The following is a 22486-nucleotide window of genomic DNA, read 5'->3' on the forward strand; positions in this document are numbered from 1 at the left end:
GTCAATCCCCTTCACCACGCCGGTACCGCGCCCCGTCGGCCTTCGGCGGCCGCAGCCGCTGCGAAGCCGCCGCCAGCACGATCAGCGTCACCACGTGCGCGGTGTACGGGATCAGGTCACCGGGCAGCGAGTCGTTCGACCAGTAGATCCAGTACAGGATCCCCGCGCCGACGACACCGAGCGCCGCCGCGATCCACTGCCGGCGGATCAGCTGCACCACCACGACCACGACCAGCAGCAGCACCGCGCCGTACAGCAGCGCCAGCACCGCCTTGCCACCACCGGCGAGCTGCAGACCGTCGGCGTACCCGAACAACGCGGCACCGCCGAGCAGGCCGCCCGGCCGCCAGTTGCCGAAGATCATCGCGGCCAGGCCGATGTAACCGCGGCCGTTGGTCTGGTTCTCCAGGTACCCGCCGCCGCCCTGCAGCAGCACCAGCGCCGCGCCGCCCATCCCGGCCAGCGCACCCGAGAACAGCACGCCCACGTACTTGTACGCGTAGACGTTCACGCCCAGCGACTCCGCCGCGACCGGGTTCTCCCCGACCGAGCGCAGCCGCAGCCCGAACCGCGTCCGCCACAGCACCAGGTAGCTGACCGGCACGAGCAGAATCGCGATGATCGTCAGCGGCGAAACCCCCGTGACGAGCCCGTCGACCAGCCCGGCCGCGTCGGAGATGCCGACACGCTGCTGGTTCTCCAGGTCACGCAGCCAGTCGGACAGGAACGTCGCCGAGTACGTGTCGAACACAGGCACGGTCGGCGACTGCCGCGGGTTTCCGGACAGGGGCTGGAAGATCAGCGTCGAGAGGTACTTCGCGATTCCCAGCCCGAGCAGGTTGATCGCCACACCGGAGACGATGTGGTTGACGTTGAACGTCACCGTCGCCACCGCGTGCAGCAGCCCGCCGAGCGCACCGAACACCATCGCCGCGAGCAGGCCCAGCCACGGGCCGCCGTGGTAGGCACCCCAGGCCGCGCCCCACGTGCCGAGGATCATCATGCCCTCGAGCCCGATGTTGATCACGCCGGCGCGTTCCGCCCACAGCCCGCCGAGCGCGGCCAGCAGGATCGGCAGCGCGAGGCGCAGCGCGGTCTGCGCGGTGTTCGTCGAGGTCAGCGTGTTGACCCCGGTCAGGTACGAGGCCGTGGACAGCACCGCGATGATCCCGACCGCCCACAGCACGCCACGCGCCCAGCCGGGCACCCGCCGCCGCCTCGGCGGCACGGGCACGGTCGTCGCGTCGCCGGCCTGAGCCGTTCCGAGCGCCATCAGATCGCACCGCCTTCCGCGACCGAAGCCGGTTTCCCGCCCGAGAGCGCCCGGCCGACGCGGCGTTGCGCGGCGGCCAGGTCGGCCCGCTTCACGACCTCGTAGGCCACCACGACCGACAGCACGATCGCGCCCTGCATGATCGTCGCGATCTCCTTCGGCACGTTGACGGTCTCCAGCGAGACGGCGGACTTGTCCAGGAACGCCCACAGCAGGGCGCCGAGCGCGATCCCGCCGGGGTGGTTGCGGCCCAGCAGCGCGACCGCGATGCCGGTGAAGCCGTAGCCCTGGGTGGAGGTGATGGCGTAGCTGAAGTCGCGGCCGAGCAGCTCCGGCATCGCGACGAGCCCCGCCACACCACCGGAGAGCAGCATCGCGATGAGCGTCATGCGCTTGGAGTTCACGCCGCCCGCGGCCGCCGCGGTCGGCGATTCGCCGCTCGCGCGCAGTTCGAAGCCGAACCGCGTGCGGTTGAGCAGGAACCAGTAGCCCGCGCCGATCACCGCGACGATGATCACGAACCCGAACAGGCTCGCGTCGCCGAGCGGGATGCCCGGCACGCGGCCGGAGGGGTCGATGACCTGCGTGCGCAGGTTGTTTCCGGTCAGCACGCCGAACTGGTCGGGGTTGATGAGGAACGCGACGATCCCGCCGACGACCGCGTTCAGCATGATCGTCGAGATGACCTCGGACACGCCGCGCGTCACCTTGAGGATCGCCGGGATCGCGGCGTAGACCACGCCAGCCACCACCGCGACGACGATGATCACGAGCGCGTGCAGCACCGGCGGCAGGTGGAGGGCGCCGCCGATGATCGCGGCCCACACCCCGGCGAACCGGTACTGGCCCTCGACCCCGATGTTGAACAGGTTCATCTGGAAGCCGATCGCGACCGCCAGCGCGGACAGGTAGTACACCGTCGCGAGGTTCACCGTGTCCACCGCGGTGGTGCCCTGGCCGAGCTGCTTGAGCATCGTCCAGTACGCGCTCAGCGGGTCGGAGCCGGAGATCAGCAGCGCGACCGAGCAGATGAGCAGTGAGAAGACGATCGCCAGCAGCGGCGGGAGAACCTTGGTACGCCAGGAAGTCACGCCGCCTCCACCCCCGTCATCGCCGAGCCGAGTTCCTGCGGCGTCACCGTCGCCGGGTCGGCTTCGCTCACCAGCTTGCCGCGCAGCATGACGCGGATCGTGTCGGAGAGCCCGATCAGCTCGTCCAGGTCCGCGGAGATCAGCAGCACCGCGAGCCCTTCGTGGCGCGCCACGCGGATCTGCTCCCAGATCAGCGCCTGCGCACCGACGTCCACACCCCGCGTGGGGTGCGACGCGATGAGCAGCACGGGGTTGCCCGAAAGCTCCCGCCCCACGATGAGCTTCTGCTGGTTCCCACCAGACAACGCGGCGGCCGGCACGTCGATGCCCGGCGTGCGGACGTCGTAGTCGGCGACGATGCGCCCGGTGTCCCGGCGCGCGCCCGCGATGTCGAGCAACTGTCCTTTCGAGACCGGTTTGCGCGTCTGGTACCCGAGGATCCTGTTGGCCCACAACGGTTGCGTGAGCAGCAGGCCGTGCCGCGTGCGGTCCTCGGCGATGTAGCCGATCCCCGCCTCGCGCCGCGCCAGCGTGCCGAGCCTGGTCAGCTCACGTGCGGTGCCGTCGGCCTCGACGAGCTCGACGCGGCCGCGGCTCGCCTTCCGCATGCCCATGATGGTCTCGACCAGTTCGGTCTGGCCGTTGCCCTCGACACCGGCGATGCCGAGCACCTCGCCCGCGTGCACGGTGAACGAGACGTCGTCGAGGATCGCGCGGTCGCTGCCCTCGGCGTCGAGCCGGAGCCCGGTCACCCGCAGCACGGCCCGCTCGGTCACGGTGGACTCGCGGGTCTCGGGGCTGGGCAGCTCGGAACCGACCATCATCTCGGCCAGCTCACGCGTGCTGATCTGCTTCGGGTCCGCCGTGCCGACGGTGGTACCGCGGCGGATCACCGTGACCGTGTCGGCGATCGCGCGGACCTCGTCGAGCTTGTGGGAGATGAAGATGAACGTGAAGCCCTGCTCGCGCATGGACCGCACGGTGTCGAACAGCGCCTCGACCTCCTGCGGCACCAGCACCGCGGTCGGCTCGTCGAGGATGACGATCTTCGCGCCGCGGTACAGCACCTTGATGATCTCGACGCGCTGCCGGTCGGCGACGCCGAGCGTCTCGACGAGCGCGCCGAGCGGGGCGTTCAGGCCGGTCTGCTTGGCCAGCTCGGTCAGCCTGGCCTTCGCGCGGCGCCCGATGCCGTGCAGGTTTTCCGCGCCCAGCAGGACGTTCTCGCTCACCGTCAGGTTGTCGGCGAGCATGAAGTGCTGGTGCACCATGCCGATGCCGGCGCGGATGGCGTCCTGCGGGTTGCGCAGCCGCACCTCCTCGCCGTTGACGGCGATCGTGCCCTCGTCGGGCTGCTGCATCCCGTAGAGGATCTTCATGAGGGTGGACTTGCCCGCGCCGTTCTCGCCGCAGACGGCGTGCACCTCACCGGCGCGAATCGTCAGGTTCACGTCCGAGTTGGCGACCACGCCGGGAAACCGCTTCGTGATTCCCCGCAGCTCCACCACCGGTGGTTGCTCAGTCATGGTTGGGAGACTCCCCGAAAGGCGTAGAAGTGTTCTGAAGGGATTTGCTTGGCGGTGCGGGTGGCGGAACCTGAGGTGGCCCCTCGCTCCGGGATCGCCTCCTCATGACCGCCAGGTCACCACGTCGGCGCTGTCCTCGCGAGGAGCCACCTCAGAACCCGCGGCGGTGCCGGTTGGCGGCCCACCGCAAGCGGCTCCGCCGCTTCAAAACACCATTGGGGCTCGGGAGAGGGTCGCCCTCCCGAGCCCCGCACGCGAGGTGGTAACTACTTCTGCGGTGTCGTCGGCACCGTGATCTGGCCGGAGATGATGGCCTGCTTGTAGCCCTCCAGCACCGACTTGATGTCGTCGACCTTGCCGCCCGACGTGGCGTAGCCGACGCCGTCGACCTTGAGGTCGAACCGCTTCGGCAGCGAGGCCAGGTTGTTCGTCGCGACGGCCTGGATGTAGTCGTAGACCGCGACGTCGACCCGCTTGAGCATGGACGTCATGATCACGTCCTTGTACTCGGCCACCGTCTGCTGGTTGTACTGGTCGGAGTCGACCCCGATGGCCAGCGCGTTGGACGCCTTGGCCGCCTGGAACACGCCCTTACCGGAGGCACCGGCCGCGTGGTAGACCACGTCGGCACCGGCGGCGATCTCCGCCGCGGCCTTCGCGTTGCCCTTGGTCGGGTCCTGGAACCCGGTGTTGTCACCGGCCGGGGTCAGGTACTCGTCCTCGATCTGGACCTTGCTCGACGCGGCCTTCGCACCGGCCAGGTAACCGGCCTCGAACTTCTGGATCAGCGGGGTGTTCACGCCGCCGACGAAGCCGATGTGGCAGTTCTTGCTCTTGTACACCGCGGCGACACCGGCCAGGAACGAGCCCTGCTCCTCCGCGAACACGAGCGGCGTCACGTTGGGCTGCTGCACCGAGTCGTCGTCGATGATCGCGAACTTGGTGTTCGGGTACTTCGGCGCGACGGCGCCGACGGCCTCCGCGTAGGCGAAGCCCACCGCGACGATCGGGTTGTACCCGCCGCCGGCCAGCTGCGTCAGCCGCTGCTCCTTGGCCGCCTCGTCCTCGGTCGGCGAAGCCGTGCTCTCCTGCACGTCCTTCACGCCCATGTCGGTCTTCGCCTTGTCGACACCGGCCGCGGCCGCGTCGTTGAACGAGGCGTCACCACGCCCGCCGATGTCGTAGGCCAGACCGATCCGCAGGCCGCTCGCGTCGACCTTGGCGCCCGCGGCGCTCGAGGACGTCGCGGCGGCGGCCGCGGACGGCGCGGTCGCGGTGACGCAGGACCCGGCGTTGCCGGACGCATTGTTGTTGCTGCTGCCGCCGCTGCCGGAGTCCTTCGCACATCCGGCCAGTGCGAGCACGCCCGCCAGCGCGGTCGCGGTCAGCATCGCGGCACGCGTTCTACGCACGCTCTTTCTCCCTCCCCGCCGTGGTACGACGGTCCCGAGACCGGCCCGGCGAATTCGCCGGGCTCGACTGGCGAACCGTACCGGGCGGTGAACGGAAGCCTGCACGGAAGCCACTGCCCGTAACCTAAATGTTTGTTACTGCTCCGGCAGGGCGATCGTCCTGCTACGGGGCGTGAGGATCACCAGGTGGAGTGATGCGGGCCACGCGCTCGGTGTCTGGTCGATCACACCCGGGAACCCGGCGTTGAGTGCGCCCCCGCGCGCGGGTTTAGCATCCGTTTATCCAAGCTCGTTGACGTTCCACTGCCACGGGCACAGTCCAACCACGACGTTGGAGGCCGTTCACCGATGTCCACCACGGCTACCCCCGCCGCTGGAAGCAGCGCGGCGGAGGCGAGCGATCGGGCGGGTGCCTCACGCCGGAAGGGGACCTTCTACCGGGGCGACCCCGGCATGTGGTCCTGGGTCCTGCATCGGATCACCGGGGTACTCACCTTCTTCTTCCTCTTCGTCCACGTGCTCGACACCGCATTGGTCCGGGTCTCGCCGGAGACCTACGACTCGGTGATCGAGACCTACAAGACCCCGATCGTGAACCTCATGGAGGTCGGTCTGGTGGGCGCGGTGCTCTACCACGCGCTCAACGGCATCAGGGTCATCCTCGTGGACTTCTGGTCCAAGGGCACGAAGTACCAGAAGCCGATGCTGTGGACGATCGTGGTCGTCTGGCTGGTCGTGATGATCCCCGGTGCCGTCGCGATGCTCTGGCGCACCGCGTCGATCCTGTTCGGAGGTGACGCGTCATGAGCCAGGAGGCACTGGCGCTCGACAAGCCGCGCTCCCCGCGGCGCCCCGCCGCCCGGCGGAACAACTTCGAGCTCTACAGCTGGCTGTTCATGCGGATCTCCGGCATCCTGCTGGTCTTCCTCGTGCTCGGCCACCTGCTGATCATGAACATCCTTGACGGCGGCGTGCACCGCATCAACTTCGGTTTCGTCGCCGGCCGCTGGGCCTCGCCGTTCTGGCAGGTCTGGGACCTGCTGATGCTGTGGCTGGCCGAGATCCACGGTGGCAACGGGCTGCGGACGATCATCGACGACTACGCCCGCAAGGACACCACGCGGTTCTGGCTGAAGATGCTGCTCTACTTCTCGATGGTCGTCGTGCTGTTCACCGGCACCCTGGTCATCTTCACGTTCGACCCGAACATCAGCTGACCCCACCACCAAGGAAGCGGATATGCAGTTCCACAAGTACGACGTGGTGATCGTCGGCGCCGGTGGTGCCGGGATGCGCGCCGCCATCGAGGCGGGGCAGCGGGCCCGCACCGCGGTCCTCACCAAGCTCTACCCGACGCGTTCGCACACCGGTGCCGCGCAGGGCGGGATGTGCGCCGCGCTCGCCAACGTCGAAGAGGACAACTGGGAGTGGCACACCTTCGACACGGTCAAGGGCGGTGACTACCTCACCGACCAGGACGCCGCGGAGATCATGGCCAAGGAGGCCATCGACGCGGTGCTCGACCTGGAGAAGATGGGCCTGCCGTTCAACCGGACGCCCGAGGGCAAGATCGACCAGCGCCGGTTCGGCGGGCACACCCGCGACCACGGCAAGGCCGCGGTGCGCCGGGCCTGCTACGCCGCGGACCGCACCGGCCACATGATCCTGCAGACGCTGTACCAGAACTGCGTCAAGCACGGCATCGAGTTCTTCAACGAGTTCTACGTCCTCGACATCACGCTGACCGACACCGAGGACGGCCCGGTCGCCTCGGGCGCCATCGCCTACGAGCTGGCGACCGGTGAGATCCACGTCTTCCAGGCGAAGTCGATCGTGTTCGCCACCGGTGGTTTCGGCAAGGTCTTCAAGACCACGTCGAACGCGCACACGCTCACCGGTGACGGCATGGGCATCTACTACCGCAAGGGCCTGCCGCTGGAGGACATCGAGTTCTACCAGTTCCACCCGACAGGCCTGGCCGGGCTGGGCATCCTGCTCACCGAGGGCGCCCGCGGCGAGGGCGCGATCCTGCGCAACGCCGACGGCGAGCGGTTCATGGAGCGCTACGCCCCCACCATCAAGGACCTCGCGCCGCGTGACATCGTCGCCCGGTCGATGGTGCTGGAGGTGCTGGAGGGCCGCGGCGCGGGACCGCACAAGGACTACGTGCTGCTCGACTGCACGCACCTGGGTGCCGAGGTGCTGGAGACCAAGCTGCCGGACATCACCGAGTTCGCCCGCACGTACCTGGGCGTGGACCCGGTGAAGGAGCCGGTGCCGGTGTACCCGACCGCGCACTACGCGATGGGCGGGATCCCGACCAACGTGCACGGCGAGGCGTTGCGGGACAACGACACCGTCATCCCCGGGCTCTACGCCGCCGGCGAGTGCGCCTGCGTGTCCGTGCACGGCGCGAACCGGCTGGGCACCAACTCGCTGCTGGACATCAACGTGTTCGGCCGCCGCGCCGGGATCGCCGCGGCGGAGTACGCGCAGGGCCGTGACCACGTCGAGCTGCCGGAGAACCCGGCCCGCCTCGTCGAGGGCATGGTCGAGCACCTGCGCACCGCGCACGGCGGTGAGCGGGTCGCCGACATCCGCACCGAGCTGCAGCAGACCATGGACACCAACGCCGCGGTCTACCGCACCGAGGACACGCTGAAGACGGCGCTGACCGACGTGCAGCGGCTCAAGGAGCGCTACGGCCGCATCGCCATCCAGGACAAGGGCAAGCGGTACAACACCGACCTGCTCGAGGCGATCGAGCTGGGCTTCCTGCTCGACCTGGCCGAGGCGCTCGTCAACGCGGCGCTGGCGCGCAAGGAGTCCCGTGGCGGCCACGCCCGCGAGGACTACCCGAACCGCGACGACGTCAACTTCATGCGGCACTCGATGTCGTACAAGATGCTGCCGGAGAAGGAGGACCCGGACGCCCCGCTGGGGATCAACGGGTTCACGGCCGACATCCGGCTTGACTACAAGCCGGTGGTCTTCACCCGGTACGAGCCGATGGAGCGGAAGTACTGATGACTGCGGTAGCAGAACCGACTCACGACACGTCGCAGATCCCCGCGCCGGAGGGCTCGGTCACCATCACGGTGAAGATCCTGCGGTTCAACCCGGAGGTCGACACCGAGGCGCACTGGGAGTCCTACGACGTCCCGGCGCTGCCGACGGACCGCGTGCTGAACGTGCTGATGAGCATCAAGAACTACGTGGACGGCACGCTGTCGTTCCGGCGTTCCTGTGCGCACGGCATCTGCGGCTCGGACGCGATGCAGATCAACGGCATCAACCGGCTCGCGTGCAAGGTGCTCGTCAAGGACCTGCTCGCCAAGGACGGCAAGCAGACCACGGTGACGATCGCGCCGATCAAGGGCCTGCCCACGATGAAGGACCTCTACGTCGACATGGAGCCCTTCTTCGAGGCCTACCGGGCGGTGAAGCCGTACCTCATCGCGTACGGCAACGAGCCCACGCGCGAGCGGATCCAGTCGCAGGCCGACCGGGAGCGCTTCGACGACACCACGAAGTGCATCCTGTGCGCCGCCTGCACGTCGTCCTGCCCGGTGTACTGGAACGACGGCTCGTACTTCGGTCCGGCCGCGATCGTCAACGCGCACCGGTTCATCTTCGACAGCCGTGACGAGGGTTCCGAGGAGCGGCTGGACATCCTGAACGACGCCGAGGGCGTGTGGCGCTGCCGCACCACCTTCAACTGCACCGACGCGTGCCCCCGCGGCATCCAGGTGACGAAGGCGATCCAGGAGGTCAAGCGGGCGCTGCTGTTCAAGCGCGTCTGACCACCTTCCCGGAAGGCGCCCGGCGGGATTCCCTCCCGCCGGGCCCCTTTTCGTCAAGGGCAACGATGGTGCACGAACGCCCTCATGATCTCCACTCCGCCCAGGGCGTTTGGAACGCTGGACGGGTGGAGAGATTGCAGGCCGCGATGACGGCGCGGGCCACGCTGAAGGGCTGGGCCGAAGGCAGGGAACTCGTCGAACTCGTCCGGGCGGCGCACCGGGCCGGCTGGCTGGACCAGCTGCGAAGTGGTGCCACCGTGGAGAAACTGGCCGCGCAGGGCGTTCCCGCCGAGCGGGTGCGGTCGGTGCTGGACCTGCTCGTCGCGGCCGGGGTGGCGGAGGCCGAGGCGGACACGTTCCGGCTGACCCCCGCGTTCGACGCCCTCGTCGAGGGGGGCGAAGGCATCACGCTGTCGTCGACGCTGGAGGCCGTGGACCTGGCGAGCAACCGGATCGCGCTGGCCACCGAGCCGGTGGTCCCGGGCTTCACCCCGGCGGAGGCGCTGGTGCTCGCCCGCGACTGGGGTGTCGGTCCCACCGAGGACGCGCGGCAGCTCTACCGGGTGATTTATGAGGCCCTGCCCGAATTCCGGGACCACCTCGAGCAAGGCGGTCCGCTGCTCGACGTCGGCAGCGGGAAGGGCGGCGCCCTGCTCACCACGCTGACGGCCTTCCCCGGACTCCGCGCGGTCGGCGTCGAAAGCGTGCCCGAGGTCATCGAGGAGACGCGGCGGCGTGCGGAAAACGCCGGAGTGGCCGACCGGGTCGAGCTCCGCGCCATCGACGCCCGCGACCTGAAGGACGTGTCGGAGTTCGCCGTCTGCTACTGGGCTCAGGCGTTCTTCGCCACCGAGGCCCGCGCTGGCACCCTCGCCCGGATCTTCGACGCGCTGCGGCCCGGCGGGCTGCTGCTGGTGCAGGAGATCCTGCCGCAGCAGGCCGAACCGACCGTCCGCGTTCGCCTCGACCTGCTGTTCCACCGGCAGCAGGGCACCGACTTCGGGCGTTCGGCGGAAGCGCTGGCGGAGGAGTTGTCCGCGGCCGGGTTCGCCGACCCACGGATCGCCGCGACCCCGGCGGGCAGGCTCGTCCTCGCGAAGAAACCCTGACGCGGCCTCAAACCTTCCGGCCGGCGCGCAGGCCGCGCCAGCCGAGGACCCCGATGATCGTGCCCAGCACGAAGGAGACGATCGCCAAAACCAGGTGCACGACGAAAAAAGCGGTGGCGGAACCGTCCGGTGCCCACGAATTGTCGCTGGCCCACAGGTTCTTCACGAAGGTGATCCAGATGATCCAGGACCACACGCCGAAGGCCAGCAGGAACAGCGCCACACGTCGAGACATGGATCGAGTATCCCCCGATCGGATTCGGGGTTTTCACGGGGAACCGAGACGGCCGTGAACTAGGCTCTTCCGGTGCGTGTCGGTGGGGTGCTGGGTGTCGTGCTGATCCTGTTGTCCGGTTTGCTGTTGGGTGCCGGACCCGCCACCGCGGTCCAGACCTGCCCCGACCAGCAGGCGCCGCCGCCCCCGGTGGACACCTCCGAGCAGCCGCCTCCCGGTCAGCCGTCCCCCGCGCCGCTGCCGGTGCCCGCCGAGCCCGTCGGCGGCGCGCGGCTGGGCGAGTGCGGGTACGTCTACCCCGCCGGTGCGAGCAGCCCGCCGGAGACCACGGCGGCGTCGTGGGTGCTGCAGAACCTCGACACGGGAGCGGTGCTGGCGGCGAAGAACCCGCACGCGCGGGAGCGGCCCGCGTCCCTCATCAAGACGCTGCTGGCGCTCGTGGTGATCGACGAGTTCAAGCCCGGGGACGTCATCCACCCCACGCTGGAGGACGCGAGCCAGGAGTGCACGTGCCTCGGCCTGGCCGCCGGTGACTCGTACACCGTCGACCAGCTGCTGCACGGGCTGCTGATGCACTCGGGCAACGACGTGGCGCACGCCTTCGCGACCGCGCTCGGCGGGGTGCCCGAGACGCTGCGGAAGATGAACGCGATGGCGGCGTCACTGGGCGCGAAGGACACCCGCGCGGCCACGCCGTCGGGGCTGGACGGGCCGGGCATGTCGACGTCGGCGTACGACCTGAGCCTGATCTTCCACGCCGCGATGCGGCAGCCGGCCTTCGCCGGGGCCGTGTCGACGAAGGCGTACCAGTTCCCGGCGCAGAACGGGAAACCGGCGTTCTCGATCATCAACGACAACAAGCTGCTCGGCGTGTACCCCGGGTTCCTCGGCGGCAAGACGGGCTTCACCGACGATGCCCGGCACACCTACGTCGGCGGTGCCGCGCAGGGCGGGCGCAGGCTCGCGGTGGTGATGATGCGGGCCGAGATGCGGCCGACGCAGGTCGTGCAGCAGGCGGCGCAGCTGCTGGACTACGGTTTCGCGCTGGCGAAGTCCGGCAAGGGTTCGGTGGGGCAGCTGGTCGAGCCGCAGCCGGAGGCGCAGGCCGCCACCGGCGACGAATCGGCGCAGGCCTCACCGGGCACCGCGCCCCAGGCGGGCGCCCGCACCCAGCGGGACGCGTTCGGCACCACGGGCTGGCTCGTGACGCTCGTCGTGGCGTTGCTCATCGGGGCCGGCTTCTTCCTCGGCCGCCACCGGCGCCGGGTGCGCTGAGGGCGCCCGCGCGGCCATCGAACCACGCGCGACAGCCTCGCTAGCTGTCGTGGCTCGTGAGGTTGTGGACGGCGTGTGTTGCGACGCACTCACGCTCGATCCTGGAGGTCCTCGTGGTTCACGCTAATGCACGCACGGCACCCTTTGCCCGGCAGTTGATCGTGCAGCGCTATGAGGCGGGATGGCCGCCGGCTCGGATCGCTGAACAGCTGGGGGGCGCGCTCGACGGTGTACAAGTGGCTGGCCCGGCACCGGGAGGAGGGCGAGGCCGGGTTGGTGGATCGGTACTCGCGCCCGCACCACAGCCCCACCCACGTTTCTGCCGAAACCGAGGCGGCGATCCTGGCGCTACGGCAACGGTGCCATCGGGGTGCGGTGTTCATCGCGGGCCGGCTGGGACTGGTGGCCTCCATCGTGGGGCGTGTCCTGCGCCGCCACCAGGTGCCGCCACTGTCAGCAATGGACCCGATCACCGGGATGCCGGTCCGGCGGCGGCCGCATTGGCAGCACCTGGCGCGCAGTCTGCACCGCCCTCGGCCTACGCCGCCGGTTCACCAAACCCGGCTGCCCCTGGACCAACGGCGAAGCCGAACGCTTCGACCGCACCCTGCTCACCGAATTCGCCTACGCCCAACCCTGGACCTCCAACACCCACCGCCTGACCACCCGGCAGCATGCGTCCAGCACTACAACACTGAACGCCCACACTCCGCCCTACAAGGCCACCCACCCATCACCCGACTGCCCTGACCATCCACAACCTGTCAGGTCACGACAGCTAGCGCTTCCGCCGCCCCAGCAACGCGAGCACCGCGCCGACGCTGAACGCCCCCGCGACCGAGCCGGCACCGGGGCCGCGCCGGACCTCGACGACCGGGCGGATCACCGCGGGCGGTGGCGGTTCCACCACCGTGACCAGGTTCTCCCTGGCCGTCGCCGTCCAGGCGGTGACGAACAGCAGGAACCGCGACACGAGGTTCGCGAACACCAGCAGACCGATGATCGGCCCGAACACCGCGCTGCTCGGCGACGACGCGACGCTCGCGAGGTAGATGCTGCCGACCTGCTTCAGCACCTCGAACCCGATCGCCGCGATGATGGCGCCCTTCACGGCGCTGCGGACGGCCACCTTCTCCCGCGGCAGGCGCGAAAGCACCCACAGGAACACCAGCATGTTCGCCAGCAGCGACAGCACCACGGTCGCGACGGTGAGCAGGAACAGCGCCCACCCCTGGTCCTCCAGGCCGACCAGCCGCAGCAGCCATTTGCCGACCCCGCCGCCGATCGCGGTCAGGCCGAACGACACCACGAGCGCGAGCCCCAGCCCCACCAGCGACGCGAGGTCCTTCAAGGTCGTGGACACCACGGGGAGCTTCTTCTTCTCCTGCCCCCACTGCGCGGTCAGCGCGTCACGCAGGTTCGTCATCCAGCCGATGCCGGAGTAGAAGGCCAGCAGCAGACCGAGGATCCCGGTGCCGCCGCGAGCGGTGATCGCCGCCTGGATCAGGGTGTTGAACAGGTCCCCGAGCCCGGCCGGTGCCGACGACAGGATGCCGCGGCGCAGCTCGTCGATCGCGGTCTGGTTGTCGGAAAGGACGAATCCGACGATCGAGAACCCGACCATCAGCAGGGGGAACAGCGACAGCACGCTGAAGTACGTGATCGCGGCGGCGTAGTGGTTGCCGTAGCGCTCGCCGAACGCGTCGTTGGCCCTGAACAGGTGGTCGATCCACGGGTGCCGCCTGCGCAGCCGCGGGACCAGCTTCTCCTTCTCATCCGCCACGGAAAGACACTAACCACCTGCGCGGCGACCCGCACTTCGAGATGTCCACAATGGATTCCCGGCACCATCGGCTGCTCCCCTCCTCGTCGCGTTCAGCTACCGGCCGTGCACGCGTCGCCTGGCGTTCAGGAGGCGCTGGTTCACTCCAAGGGCTCTGCTGAACTCTCCCGCGAGAGGACGAAGTGACCCAGTCAGCACCTCCCGGCGGCGGCGACCCGGTGGCCGCGTTCACCGCCGAACTCGAGGAAATCCAGGCCAAGGCCGCGGCAGCGCAGGAACGGCTCCGCACCGCCATCGCGACGGCCAGCGCACCGGACGGGGCGGTCTCGGTGACCGTCGGCCCGAACGGGGCGCTGCAGGACATCCGGTTCGGGGCGCGTGCTTTCCAGCGTCCTCCGGAAGCGCTTTCCCGGCTCGTCATGGAGCTGATCGGCCGCGCGCAGCGCGAGGTGTCCGCCGAGGTCGCCGAGGCGTTCACCGGGATGGTCGGCGAGAACTCGACGGCCCGTGCGCTGCTCGACGACTTCCTGCCCGCCGCCGAGGACGACGAAACCGAGGACGACAGCGACACCTTCACCCCCGAGCCCGACGTCGTGGAGGAGCCTCCCCCGCCGCCGCGCGCCCAGCAGCCACCACCTCCGCGCCGCCGTCCGTCCCGGCCGGCGCCCGAGGAGGACGACGAAGACAACAGTCCCTGGTAGGGAGGACAACCAGTGGTATCCGGAGCAGGGTTCTCGGTCGATCCGGCCGAGCTGCGGAACTTCAGCCAGTACCTGTCGAACACCACCCAGCCCGCCGTGCAGGACGCCGCGAACCGCATGCAGGCCGCGAACGGCTTCGACAACGCGGCCTTCGGCATCCTGCTCGCCCAGGTGCTCGCCGTCCCGTCGCGGATCACGATGGCCGTGATCACCTCGGAGATCAGGAACCTCGCCGGCGACATCGGCAGCGCGGCGACCGACGTGAACAAGGCCGCGGACGCCTACGAGAGCCAGGACTCGAACGCGGCGCAGGGCCTGAGCACCTTCAGCACGGAGCTGGGCCGGTGACCCTCTCCGTCGACGCGTCGAACTCCACGACCGGTGCCGGCGTCATCGACAGCTGGCACATGGTGGCCGACTCCATCGGGAAGGTCCAGAACGCGCACGGCGCGGACCTGGCCGCCGTCAGCGTCGAACTCGGCGTCAACATCGCCAGCGCCGTGCTCGACACCGTCGCGTTCGTCATGGACCCCCTCGCGAAGCTGATCGCGGCGGGCCTGGGCTGGCTGATCGAGCACGTGTCGTTCCTCCGGTGGCCGCTGGACCAGGTCGCGGGCAACCCGTCCGAGGTCACGAAGCTCGCCAACGAGCTGCACAAGATCGGCGAGTCGCTGCGGATGACGGCCACCGACCTCGACGCCGCGCTCAAGGCGCAGATCACGAAGTGGGAGGGCGCCGGCCACGACAGCTTCGTGAAGTCGATCAACGACCGGCGCGGCTGGATCGACGCCAACGCCAAGGCCGCCGACGTCGCGGGCTACATGGTCGAGACCACCGGTGCCCTGATCTCCGCGGTGCGCTCGCTGCTGCGCGACATCATCACGACGGTCCTCGGCGACATCATCGCCACGATGCTGATCGCGCTCGCCATGGCCGCGTTCACCTTCGGCGCGTCGATCGCCGTCGGCGTCACGAAGGTGGTGGTCACGACCTGCGTGAAGGTGAGCGAGATGGCGACGAAGCTCACCGGGCTCGCCGCCCACGGCGCCCGCACGCAGAGCCGGCTGAGCCAGCTCGCGGAGTCGGTCCAGCCGGCCTCGCGTCCGGGCAGCGCCGGGCACGAGCTGGACACGCTGTCCAGCGGCGCGAACGGCAGGCCCGGCCCCGTCCCCAACTTCTCGCGGCCGTTCGGACCCGGCAACCCGCCGCCGGTCAACTCGCAGCCGAAGCCCAACGATGGGATCGGACAGGCGTTCACCACGGACGAACCGTTCCCCCTGGGCCCAGGAACGGCGGTCACCACCCCCAGCACCCACACCACCCCCAGCAGCACCCCGCCGCCCACGCCGGAGCCCACCCCGGCCGGCACCCGTCCGCCGACACCGGAACCCACTCCGACGCCGGAACCGACGCCGCGCCCGTCCGGTCCCTCGTCGTACCTGAGCAAGTACGACGTCGACATGATCAAGAAGCACGAGGGCTGGCTCAAGGACAAGTTCGGCGACAGCTACGCGAAGATGAAGTGGGTCGACACCTGGCTGAAGAACAAGCACCCGGACTACTACCCGATGCTCAAGGCCCTGTCGGACGCCAAGAGCTCCAAGAACTTCGTCGGCTGGGGCGGCAAGAGCATCGTGCAGATCGACCGCGGGCTCACCGACATCCAGCAGCAGGCCGAACAGGCCTGGCAGGAGGAACAGCAGAAGCAGCAACAGGACCAGCAGCAGAACACCGGCGCGCACTGAGCCCGCCACACCTCGAACGCCGTCCCCGCCCGGGGGCGGCGTTCGTCGTGCGCTCTCGAGTTCTGTACCTACTGCTATGTACAGTACGGGCCATGGACATCACCAAAGCCACGCCGCTGCCGGTCCCCGCCGACTGGGTCACCGGCACCACGAGGCTGGCGAACGTGCCGGGCGCTCCGGAGGGCTTCACCTACTTCCACGTCGAATTCGAACCGGGGGCGCGGACAGCGTGGCACCGGCACCCGCGCGGCCAGCTCATCTACGTCACAGCGGGCGAAGGCCTCGTGCAGCGGCGCGGCGGACCGGTCGAGCGGATCACCGCCGGGGACACCGTGTGGACGGAACCGGGCGAGTGGCACTGGCACGGCGCGGGTCCGGCCACCGGCCTGTCGCACCTGACCTTGCAGGGCGTCGACGAGCACGGTGATTCCGCGTCCTGGGGCGAACCTGTCGGTGACGACGAGTACCCGGGCGCCTGACGTGTACGCGATGCAGTACGAGCTGCCCCTGCCCGCCGACTACGACATGGCGATCATCCGCCGCCGCGTCGCCACCCGCGGTTTCCGCACCGACGACTTCGCGGGGCTGGGCCTCAAGGCGTACCTGATCCGCGAGCGCGCGGCGGGCTCACCCGTCAACCAGTACGCGCCGTTCTACCTGTGGCACGACATCGGCGCGATGAGCCGGTTCCTGGTGGGCGGAGGCGGGTTCCAGGGCATCGTCGACGACTTCGGGCGGCCGCCCGTGCGGCACTGGACCGGGATCGCGTTCGAACGAGGCCCCGGCGACGCGGCCCGCACCGCCACCCGCGACGTCACCGCGATGCCCGAGGACCTCGACGCGGCGATCGCGGACCTGCGGGAGCTGACCGCGCACGACCACGTCCACAGCGCGGCGCTGGCGTTCGACCCGGCGCACTGGCAGCTGGTGCGGTTCGTGCTGTGGGCCGACGAAGCCCCGGGCCGGTACGAGGTGCTGCACCTGTCGACGCCGTCGCTGACCGAACTCCCCACGGGGCGGCACTGGTGACGCTCAGCCTCGCCGCGGCCCGCCGACGAGCCCGCGCGTGGAGGTGTTCGACGTGGGCAACGGCTCGTCGAGGTTCGCCAGCACGACCTGCTCACCCGCCGCGACACCGGACTTGATCTCCGTGGCCGATGGCCCCACCACGCCCACGGTGACCCGCCTCGTCTCGGTCTTCCCGCCGGAAAGCACGGTGACGAAAGCGTTTGCGCCCGTCAGGTGCACGGCGGACGTGGGCACGGTGACGGCCGCGTTCGCAGTGCTCGTGACGATCGAGACCGACGCGGTCGCACCCGGGTACAGCTGCCCGCCCGCCGGCAGCGAGATCGTAACGGGGTAACTGGGCGAGCCGCCCGAGGTCGTGGACGCGAGCAGGCCGATCGACGTGACCTGCCCGGTGATCGGCTGCGCGCTGCCGTCCGGGGTCACGGTCGCCCGCTGCCCCGGCTTGACCTGCCCGGCCTGCAGGTCGCTGACCGCGGTGGTGACCTGGTTCTCCCCCGGCCCGAACACGACCACGTGCTCCGACGACGACGCCTGCTGCCCCTGGGTGAAGCCGATCTCGCCGACGGTGCCGTTGATCGGGCTCACGAGCGTCGCGGCGGCGAGGTTCTGCTGCGCCACCGCGACCTGGGCGTCCGCCGCGTCGATCGCGGCCTGGTCCGCGGCGAGCTGCTCGGCCGACGCCGGGGTGCTCGTCTTCGTGCCGCCGCCGCCCGTGGCCGACTTGCCACCCGAGGACGACGGTGCCTTCGACGTCGGCTGGGGTGTGGCGGTGGCGCGTGGTTCGGTGCTCGTGGCGTTCTTCGCGAGCGCGTCGGAAAGCGCTTTCTCCGCGTCCGCCAGCTTCTGCTCGTCGACCGCGGTGGTGTGCTGGACGTCCTGCGCCTCCTGGATCGCCGTCGTGCACGCGTCGACGGTGTCCTGGCTCTGCGGCTTCGTCCCGTCGACGACCGTGCGGCACGCCTTCTGCTGTGCCGCGACGGCGGCCGAGGCGGCGGTCAGGTCGAGGTCCACCTGGTGCTGCGCCGAGGTCACCGCGTCCTGCTGCGCCTTGAGCCCGGACGACGGGGAGGCCGCCACGTACAGCGCGGGGGTGACCCGGGCGGAGCTCGTCGTCTGCCCGGACTGGTCCGCCGCGAGCTTCGCCCGCGCCGTGGCCAGCGTGGACTGCGCGGACGCGAGCTGGGCCTGCAACGACGTGGTGTCCAGCTGCGCAAGCGTTTGCCCGGCCGTGACCTGCTGTCCGGCCCGCACCGGGATCGACGCGACCTGGCCGCTGACCGGGAACGACAGGGTCGCGCTGTCGACCGGCTCGATGGTGCCGGTCGTGTCGAGCGTCGCCGTGACGGTCGCCGGTCGGGCCGTCGCCGTGCGGTAGCCCGGCGCGGAGGACGCCGACGTGGCCCAGAAGACCGCGCCGCCCGCGACGACGACCACCACCCCCGCGACGGTGACGATCCGCCTGGTGCGCCTAGCCATTGCCGCCTCCGGTTTCCCACCTGCCGCCGAAGCCCGTCGTACAGCCGTTGGGCCCGGCCTGGCTGATCGAGATCGTCTGCGCGGTCACGGCACCGGTTTCGTCGGCCTTCCCGGTCGCCGCGACGCATTCGCCGACCTTGAGCGCGCTGGAGTTCGCCGCCTCCGACTTCGTGTACGTCGTGCCGGCGTCGACCGTCACCTGCACGGAGGTGGTGGCACCGGTCTGCCGGTTGTCCTGCTCGACGGTGAACCCGGTGCCGCTGACCGCGGTGACCTTGCCGAAGGCACCGCGCCCCTGCCCGTTGCCCTGACTGTTCGTCCTCGACGGGCGCGCGGTGCCGTTCTGCGGGCGCATACCCCCGCCGGCGCCGCGGAAGCCGCCGTCGCAGGCCCCGTCGACCGGCGCGCTGATCTCGACGGTCTTCGCTGTCACCGGCGTCCCGGTACCGGTCACCACGACACACGAACCGGCCGTGACGTCGGCGAGTGTGGCCGCCACCCGGTCGGTGAACGTGGTGCTGCCGGAGAAGTTCACGGTCACCTGGCCGTCGGTCTGGTTCTGCATCTCGATGCTCGACCCGCTGACCTGTGCCACCGTGCCGGACGCCGCGGGACCGCGGTTCGCTCCCGCGCTACTGGACGGCGGCGCGGGACTGGCCGGTGCGGCCGTGCCGCTGTCCGCCGAACCACAGGCCGCGAGGGTGAGCGCGAGCGCACCGCCCGCGACGGTGAGCAAGCCGCGTCGCACCATGTTTCCTCCGTTACTCGCTGCGCAGGGCGTCGATCGGGGCGAGCCGGGCCGCGCGGCTCGCGGGGTAGACGCCGAAGACCAGGCCGATCGCGATCGCGGTGAGGATCGCGACGAGGGTCGCGGACGGGCTGATCGCGATCTGGATCGCGATCAGGTGCGGCAGGACCAGCGCGCCGACGATGCCCAGCAGTGCGCCGAGCAGCCCGCCCGCGAGCCCCAGCACCGACGCCTCGACCATGAACTGCCTGCGGATCACCACCGGGCTCGCGCCGACGGCCTTGCGCAGGCCGATCTCGCGGATCCGTTCGGTGACCGAGACGAGCATGATGTTCATGACCCCGATCCCGCCGACGAGCAGTGAGATCGCGGCGACCCCGCCGAGCAGCAGCGTCAGCGTCTGGCTCACCGAACTGGCGGTGGACAGCAGCGACTCCTGGCTCGCGATGGTGAAGTCCGCGCCGGCCGGGTCGGTGATGTGGTGCAGCGCCAGCAGTTCCTGGTTCGCCTCCTGGTAGGCGGCGGACAGCGTGTCCGGGGTGGTCGCCTCCAGGTAGATCGCCTGCACCGAGGTGCGCGTGCTGCCGCCGATCAGCCGGTCGGCGGCCGTGCTGATCGGCACGAGCGCGGTGTCGTCCTGGTTCTGCGCCGCCGACGTTCCGGCGGAGGCCAGCACACCGACCACGGAGAACGGCGTGGTGCCGATGGTGACGGTCCGGCCGACGGCGTTGCCTGCCGTGCCGAACAGCTCCTCCGCGGTGGCCGGCCCGAGCACCACGACGGCCGCTTCACCCGTCTCGTCGGCGTCGGTGAGGAACCGGCCTTCGGAGACCGTCCGCGCCCGCACCCCGAGCCATGTGGGAGTGGCGCCGACCACCGTGGTCGTCCACGTCGTGGCACCCGCGGCCAGCTCGGAGCTCTTGCTCGTCGTGGGCGCGACCGCCGCGATGTCCGGTGCCACCCCGGGCGCGGCGAGCGCGTTCGCGTCGTGCACTGTGAGCGTGGTGGCCGAACCGCTGCCGCCGCGCACCCCGGTGCTGCTCGTGCTGCTGCCCGGCGAGACGACGAGCAGGTTCGTGCCCAGCGAGTTGATCGCCGAGGCGACCTGCGCCTGCGCACCCTCGCCGAGGCCGACGGTGAGGATCACCGCGGCGATGCCGATCAGGATGCCGAGCATCGTCAGCCCCGACCGCAGCCGGTGCGACCGGATCGCTTCGAGGCTCGTGCGCAGGGTTTCCAGCCAACTCACCGGATGACCCCCGTGTCCGCGAGCGCGGTGTCCGACTCGATGAGCCCGTCACGCAGCCGCACCACGCGGTTCGCGTGTGCCGCGACCTCCTCCTCGTGCGTGATCAGCACGATGGTGTGGCCGACCTGGTTGAGCTCGCGGAACACCGACAGCACGTCCGCGGTGGCCGCCGAGTCGAGCGCACCCGTGGGTTCGTCCGCCAGCACCATCGACGGCCGGTTGACCAGCGCCCTCGCCAGCGCGACGCGGGACTGCTGCCCGCCGGACAACTCGTTGGGGCGGTGGTCGATCCGGTCGCCGAGCCCGACGCGCTCCAGCAGCTCGACCGCTCGTGCCCGCCGCTCGGCGCGCTTGACCCCGGCGTAGCACAGCGGCAGTTCCACGTTCCGCCACGCCGGCAGTCCCGGCAGCAGGTTGAACTGCTGGAACACGAAACCGATGCGGCGGTTGCGGATCGCGGCGAGGTCCAGTTCGGACAGCCCGCTCACGTCCTCACCGGCGAGCGCGTAACTGCCGGTGCTGAGCAGGTCGAGACAGCCGAGGATGTGCATGAGCGTCGACTTGCCGGAGCCGGACGGCCCCATGATCGCGACGTACTCACCCTCCTCGACACGCAGCGAAACCCCGCGCAGCGCCTCGACCTCCACCACTCCGGTGGAGTAGACCTTGCGCACGTCCCGGACGTCGATGACGGGAACGCTCATCCGCCGAACCCGCCTCTGCCACCGAAACCACCGGTCCGGTTGCCCCCGCCGGCGCCACCGAACCCACCGGTACCACCGAAACCGCCCGTACCGCCGGTGCGGCCACCGGTGCCGCCGGAGCGCGGAGCCGCACCACCGGTCTCGACCACGACCTGCTCCCCTTCGGACAGTCCACTGAGGACTTGGACCATGCCGCCGGAGGTCTGCCCGACCTGGATCGCCTTGCTGGTCCGCTTGCCGTCGGCCAGCTCGTCGACGGTCGCCTGGCCGCCGTTGTAGTGCACGGCGCCGGCCGGGACGGCGAGCACGTCGGTCAGCTGCTTGACCACGATGGCGACGGTGGCGTTCGCACCGGCGATGAGCCCGGCCGGTGTACCCGTGACGCTGATGGTCACCGGATAGCTGGGCACGGAGGTGGTACCGCTCGCCATCACGGCGACGGTGCTGACCGTGCCGTAGACCGGCTGCGTCGCGCCGTCCGGCGTGATCACGGCCTGCTCACCCGCCTTGACCTGGCCGACCTCGGTGTCGTCGACGCTCGCGTTCACGACGTACGAACCGGTCGAGATCACCACGATCTGCGCGGTAGAGCTGGAACTGGACGAGGAAGAAGCGGCCGAACCCGTGCTGCCCTGCCCACCGGCCTGGCCGCTGGAGGCACCGCTCCCCGACGACGACGCCGGGCTGCCGCCGTTACCCGAGCCGCCGGCCGAAACCTGTTGTCCCACAGTCAGGTTCACCGCGGCGACGGTGCCGTCGATGGGTGCGGTCAGCGTCGCCTGCGCCAGTGCGGCCTGCGCGTTGTCGAGCTGGTTCTGGGCCGCGGTGATCGACGCCTCGTCGGCCGCGAGCTGCGCCGAGGACGCCCCGCCCGACTGGTCGGACGAGAGTTTCGACTGGCCCGAGGCCAGGGTGGCCTTGGCCTGCGCCACGCTCGCCGCCAGCGACGCGGACTGCACCGTCGCGAGCGCCTGCCCGGCGGTGACCTGCTGGCCCACGGTCACGTTCACCGCGGTCACCTGCCCGGACACGCCGAAGTTCAGGTCGCTGCGCTGCGCCGGTTCGATCGTGCCCGACGAGGAGACCGTCTGTTTCAGCGTGGTCGTGTTCGCGGCCACGAGCCGGTACGAGGGCGCGGGATCGGGGCGGGTGACCACCCAGACCGTGATCCCCGCCGCCGCCACCACGACGACGGCGGCGGTGCCGTACACCCACCGCCGTTTTCCCTGAATTCTGCCCAGCACGGCGAAGAGCTTCACCGGTCATGCTGAGGAGGATCTGAGAAAAAGGCGGTTCCTCGCTGTGTATCAGCTGTGTATTCGGGGTA

General features: G+C 70.1%; 23 protein-coding genes. 12 read left to right on the forward strand and 11 right to left on the reverse strand.

The genetic code is table 11. The features are described 5' to 3' along the window. Position 1: 1 nt before the first annotated feature. The 4 genes from ABFX51_RS24760 to ABFX51_RS24775 all read right to left on the reverse strand — a co-directional run bounded on the left by ABFX51_RS24760 (position 2) and on the right by ABFX51_RS24775 (position 5281). Positions 2-1273, reverse strand: coding sequence for an ABC transporter permease (locus tag ABFX51_RS24760; RefSeq protein WP_091504902.1), 1272 nt, complete (start codon positions 1271-1273; stop codon positions 2-4). Beyond that, positions 1273-2364 (reverse strand): ABC transporter permease, encoded by a 1092-nt coding sequence (locus ABFX51_RS24765; RefSeq protein WP_091504903.1) that lies wholly within the window; start codon positions 2362-2364, stop codon positions 1273-1275. Before ABFX51_RS24765 ends, ABFX51_RS24760 begins: the two co-directional genes overlap by 1 nt. After that, positions 2361-3890, reverse strand: a complete 1530-nt coding sequence (locus ABFX51_RS24770) for an ABC transporter ATP-binding protein (protein WP_091504904.1) — start codon at positions 3888-3890, stop codon at positions 2361-2363. The genes ABFX51_RS24765 and ABFX51_RS24770 overlap by 4 nt, the downstream gene beginning before the upstream one ends. A gap of 266 nt (positions 3891-4156) precedes the next feature. Beyond that, on the reverse strand, positions 4157-5281 hold the full coding sequence (locus ABFX51_RS24775; protein ID WP_091504905.1) for a BMP family lipoprotein: 1125 nt from the start codon (positions 5279-5281) through the stop codon (positions 4157-4159). Positions 5282-5650: 369 nt separating this feature from the next. Here ABFX51_RS24775 and sdhC point away from each other — a divergent pair, with 369 nt between their 5' ends. The 5 genes from sdhC (at position 5651) to ABFX51_RS24800 (ending at position 10214) form a co-directional block, all read left to right on the forward strand. After that, a complete protein-coding gene (gene sdhC, locus ABFX51_RS24780; protein ID WP_091504906.1) occupies positions 5651-6109 on the forward strand; it encodes a succinate dehydrogenase, cytochrome b556 subunit in 459 nt (152 codons plus the stop codon). Then, on the forward strand, positions 6106-6519 hold the full coding sequence (locus ABFX51_RS24785; RefSeq protein ID WP_091504907.1) for a succinate dehydrogenase hydrophobic membrane anchor subunit: 414 nt from the start codon (positions 6106-6108) through the stop codon (positions 6517-6519). Before sdhC ends, ABFX51_RS24785 begins: the two co-directional genes overlap by 4 nt. A gap of 22 nt (positions 6520-6541) precedes the next feature. Beyond that, positions 6542-8329, forward strand: coding sequence for a succinate dehydrogenase flavoprotein subunit (sdhA, locus tag ABFX51_RS24790; protein WP_091504908.1), 1788 nt, complete (start codon positions 6542-6544; stop codon positions 8327-8329). After that, positions 8329-9105, forward strand: a complete 777-nt coding sequence (locus tag ABFX51_RS24795) for a succinate dehydrogenase iron-sulfur subunit (RefSeq protein WP_346055071.1) — start codon at positions 8329-8331, stop codon at positions 9103-9105. Before sdhA ends, ABFX51_RS24795 begins: the two co-directional genes overlap by 1 nt. A gap of 125 nt (positions 9106-9230) precedes the next feature. Continuing rightward, positions 9231-10214 carry an SAM-dependent methyltransferase gene (locus ABFX51_RS24800; protein WP_346055072.1) on the forward strand — a complete coding sequence of 328 codons (984 nt, stop codon included), beginning with the start codon at positions 9231-9233 and terminating at the stop codon, positions 10212-10214. A gap of 7 nt (positions 10215-10221) precedes the next feature. Here ABFX51_RS24800 and ABFX51_RS24805 read toward each other — a convergent pair whose 3' ends face one another. Next, on the reverse strand, positions 10222-10449 hold the full coding sequence (locus tag ABFX51_RS24805; protein WP_091504911.1) for an SCO4848 family membrane protein: 228 nt from the start codon (positions 10447-10449) through the stop codon (positions 10222-10224). A gap of 72 nt (positions 10450-10521) precedes the next feature. Between ABFX51_RS24805 and ABFX51_RS24810 the strand changes: the two genes are divergently transcribed. Both ABFX51_RS24810 and ABFX51_RS24815 read left to right on the forward strand, forming a co-directional pair. Further along, complete coding sequence (locus ABFX51_RS24810) at positions 10522-11724, forward strand: D-alanyl-D-alanine carboxypeptidase family protein (protein ID WP_346055073.1); 1203 nt, start codon at positions 10522-10524, stop codon at positions 11722-11724. Positions 11725-11895: 171 nt separating this feature from the next. Next, positions 11896-12474, forward strand: coding sequence for a helix-turn-helix domain-containing protein (locus ABFX51_RS24815; protein WP_425425797.1), 579 nt, complete (start codon positions 11896-11898; stop codon positions 12472-12474). 28 nt (positions 12475-12502) lie between these two features. On the opposite strand, the gene yhjD is transcribed toward ABFX51_RS24815, so the two are convergent. After that, positions 12503-13507: an inner membrane protein YhjD gene (gene yhjD / locus ABFX51_RS24820; protein ID WP_091504912.1), complete on the reverse strand. Its 1005-nt coding sequence runs from the start codon at positions 13505-13507 to the stop codon at positions 12503-12505. Positions 13508-13689: 182 nt separating this feature from the next. Here yhjD and ABFX51_RS24825 point away from each other — a divergent pair, with 182 nt between their 5' ends. The 5 genes from ABFX51_RS24825 to ABFX51_RS24845 all read left to right on the forward strand — a co-directional run bounded on the left by ABFX51_RS24825 (position 13690) and on the right by ABFX51_RS24845 (position 16982). Beyond that, positions 13690-14208: a YbaB/EbfC family nucleoid-associated protein gene (locus tag ABFX51_RS24825; RefSeq protein ID WP_091504913.1), complete on the forward strand. Its 519-nt coding sequence runs from the start codon at positions 13690-13692 to the stop codon at positions 14206-14208. A 12-nt stretch (positions 14209-14220) separates the two neighbouring features. Then, complete coding sequence (locus ABFX51_RS24830) at positions 14221-14556, forward strand: hypothetical protein (protein ID WP_091504914.1); 336 nt, start codon at positions 14221-14223, stop codon at positions 14554-14556. Then, entirely contained in the window at positions 14553-15953 is a 1401-nt protein-coding gene (locus ABFX51_RS24835; RefSeq protein ID WP_091504915.1) for a WXG100-like domain-containing protein, read from the forward strand. Before ABFX51_RS24830 ends, ABFX51_RS24835 begins: the two co-directional genes overlap by 4 nt. Before the next feature lie 92 nt (positions 15954-16045). After that, positions 16046-16432 (forward strand): cupin domain-containing protein, encoded by a 387-nt coding sequence (locus ABFX51_RS24840; RefSeq protein WP_091504916.1) that lies wholly within the window; start codon positions 16046-16048, stop codon positions 16430-16432. After that, positions 16407-16982 (forward strand): DUF4865 family protein, encoded by a 576-nt coding sequence (locus ABFX51_RS24845; RefSeq protein ID WP_342743470.1) that lies wholly within the window; start codon positions 16407-16409, stop codon positions 16980-16982. Before ABFX51_RS24840 ends, ABFX51_RS24845 begins: the two co-directional genes overlap by 26 nt. 3 nt (positions 16983-16985) lie before the next feature. Here the strand turns inward: ABFX51_RS24845 and ABFX51_RS24850 are convergent, their stop codons facing one another. Genes ABFX51_RS24850 through ABFX51_RS24870 form a run of 5 tightly spaced genes read right to left on the reverse strand, consistent with a single transcriptional unit; the run spans position 16986 to position 22418 of the window. After that, positions 16986-18458 carry an efflux RND transporter periplasmic adaptor subunit gene (locus tag ABFX51_RS24850; RefSeq protein WP_091504918.1) on the reverse strand — a complete coding sequence of 491 codons (1473 nt, stop codon included), beginning with the start codon at positions 18456-18458 and terminating at the stop codon, positions 16986-16988. After that, positions 18451-19209, reverse strand: a complete 759-nt coding sequence (locus tag ABFX51_RS24855; RefSeq protein ID WP_346055074.1) for a hypothetical protein — start codon at positions 19207-19209, stop codon at positions 18451-18453. Before ABFX51_RS24855 ends, ABFX51_RS24850 begins: the two co-directional genes overlap by 8 nt. A 10-nt stretch (positions 19210-19219) precedes the next feature. Then, positions 19220-20455, reverse strand: a complete 1236-nt coding sequence (locus ABFX51_RS24860; RefSeq protein WP_091504920.1) for an ABC transporter permease — start codon at positions 20453-20455, stop codon at positions 19220-19222. Beyond that, positions 20452-21159, reverse strand: coding sequence for an ABC transporter ATP-binding protein (locus ABFX51_RS24865; protein ID WP_091504921.1), 708 nt, complete (start codon positions 21157-21159; stop codon positions 20452-20454). Before ABFX51_RS24865 ends, ABFX51_RS24860 begins: the two co-directional genes overlap by 4 nt. Next, complete coding sequence (locus ABFX51_RS24870) at positions 21156-22418, reverse strand: efflux RND transporter periplasmic adaptor subunit (RefSeq protein ID WP_218153414.1); 1263 nt, start codon at positions 22416-22418, stop codon at positions 21156-21158. Before ABFX51_RS24870 ends, ABFX51_RS24865 begins: the two co-directional genes overlap by 4 nt. Between the last annotated feature and the right edge of the window lie 68 nt (positions 22419-22486).

Source organism: Amycolatopsis dongchuanensis (genome assembly GCF_039542405.1).
Classification (GTDB): Bacteria; Actinomycetota; Actinomycetes; order Mycobacteriales; family Pseudonocardiaceae; genus Amycolatopsis_E; species Amycolatopsis_E sacchari.

Bases quoted from the DNA above. Each gene is read 5' to 3' on its own strand.
- ABFX51_RS24795 (WP_346055071.1), top strand. From the start codon at position 8,329: ATGACTGCGGTAGCAGAACCGACTCACGACACGTCGCAGATCCCCGCG.
- ABFX51_RS24805 (WP_091504911.1), bottom strand. From the start codon at position 10,449: ATGTCTCGACGTGTGGCGCTGTTCCTGCTGGCCTTCGGCGTGTGGTCC.
- ABFX51_RS24815 (WP_425425797.1), top strand. From the start codon at position 11,896: ATGAGGCGGGATGGCCGCCGGCTCGGATCGCTGAACAGCTGGGGGGCG.
- ABFX51_RS24785 (WP_091504907.1), top strand. From the start codon at position 6,106: ATGAGCCAGGAGGCACTGGCGCTCGACAAGCCGCGCTCCCCGCGGCGC.
- ABFX51_RS24840 (WP_091504916.1), top strand. From the start codon at position 16,046: ATGGACATCACCAAAGCCACGCCGCTGCCGGTCCCCGCCGACTGGGTC.
- ABFX51_RS24855 (WP_346055074.1), bottom strand. From the start codon at position 19,209: ATGGTGCGACGCGGCTTGCTCACCGTCGCGGGCGGTGCGCTCGCGCTC.
- ABFX51_RS24850 (WP_091504918.1), bottom strand. From the start codon at position 18,458: ATGGCTAGGCGCACCAGGCGGATCGTCACCGTCGCGGGGGTGGTGGTC.
- ABFX51_RS24775 (WP_091504905.1), bottom strand. From the start codon at position 5,281: ATGCTGACCGCGACCGCGCTGGCGGGCGTGCTCGCACTGGCCGGATGT.
- sdhC (WP_091504906.1), top strand. From the start codon at position 5,651: ATGTCCACCACGGCTACCCCCGCCGCTGGAAGCAGCGCGGCGGAGGCG.
- sdhA (WP_091504908.1), top strand. From the start codon at position 6,542: ATGCAGTTCCACAAGTACGACGTGGTGATCGTCGGCGCCGGTGGTGCC.
- ABFX51_RS24760 (WP_091504902.1), bottom strand. From the start codon at position 1,273: ATGGCGCTCGGAACGGCTCAGGCCGGCGACGCGACGACCGTGCCCGTG.
- ABFX51_RS24770 (WP_091504904.1), bottom strand. From the start codon at position 3,890: ATGACTGAGCAACCACCGGTGGTGGAGCTGCGGGGAATCACGAAGCGG.
- ABFX51_RS24865 (WP_091504921.1), bottom strand. From the start codon at position 21,159: ATGAGCGTTCCCGTCATCGACGTCCGGGACGTGCGCAAGGTCTACTCC.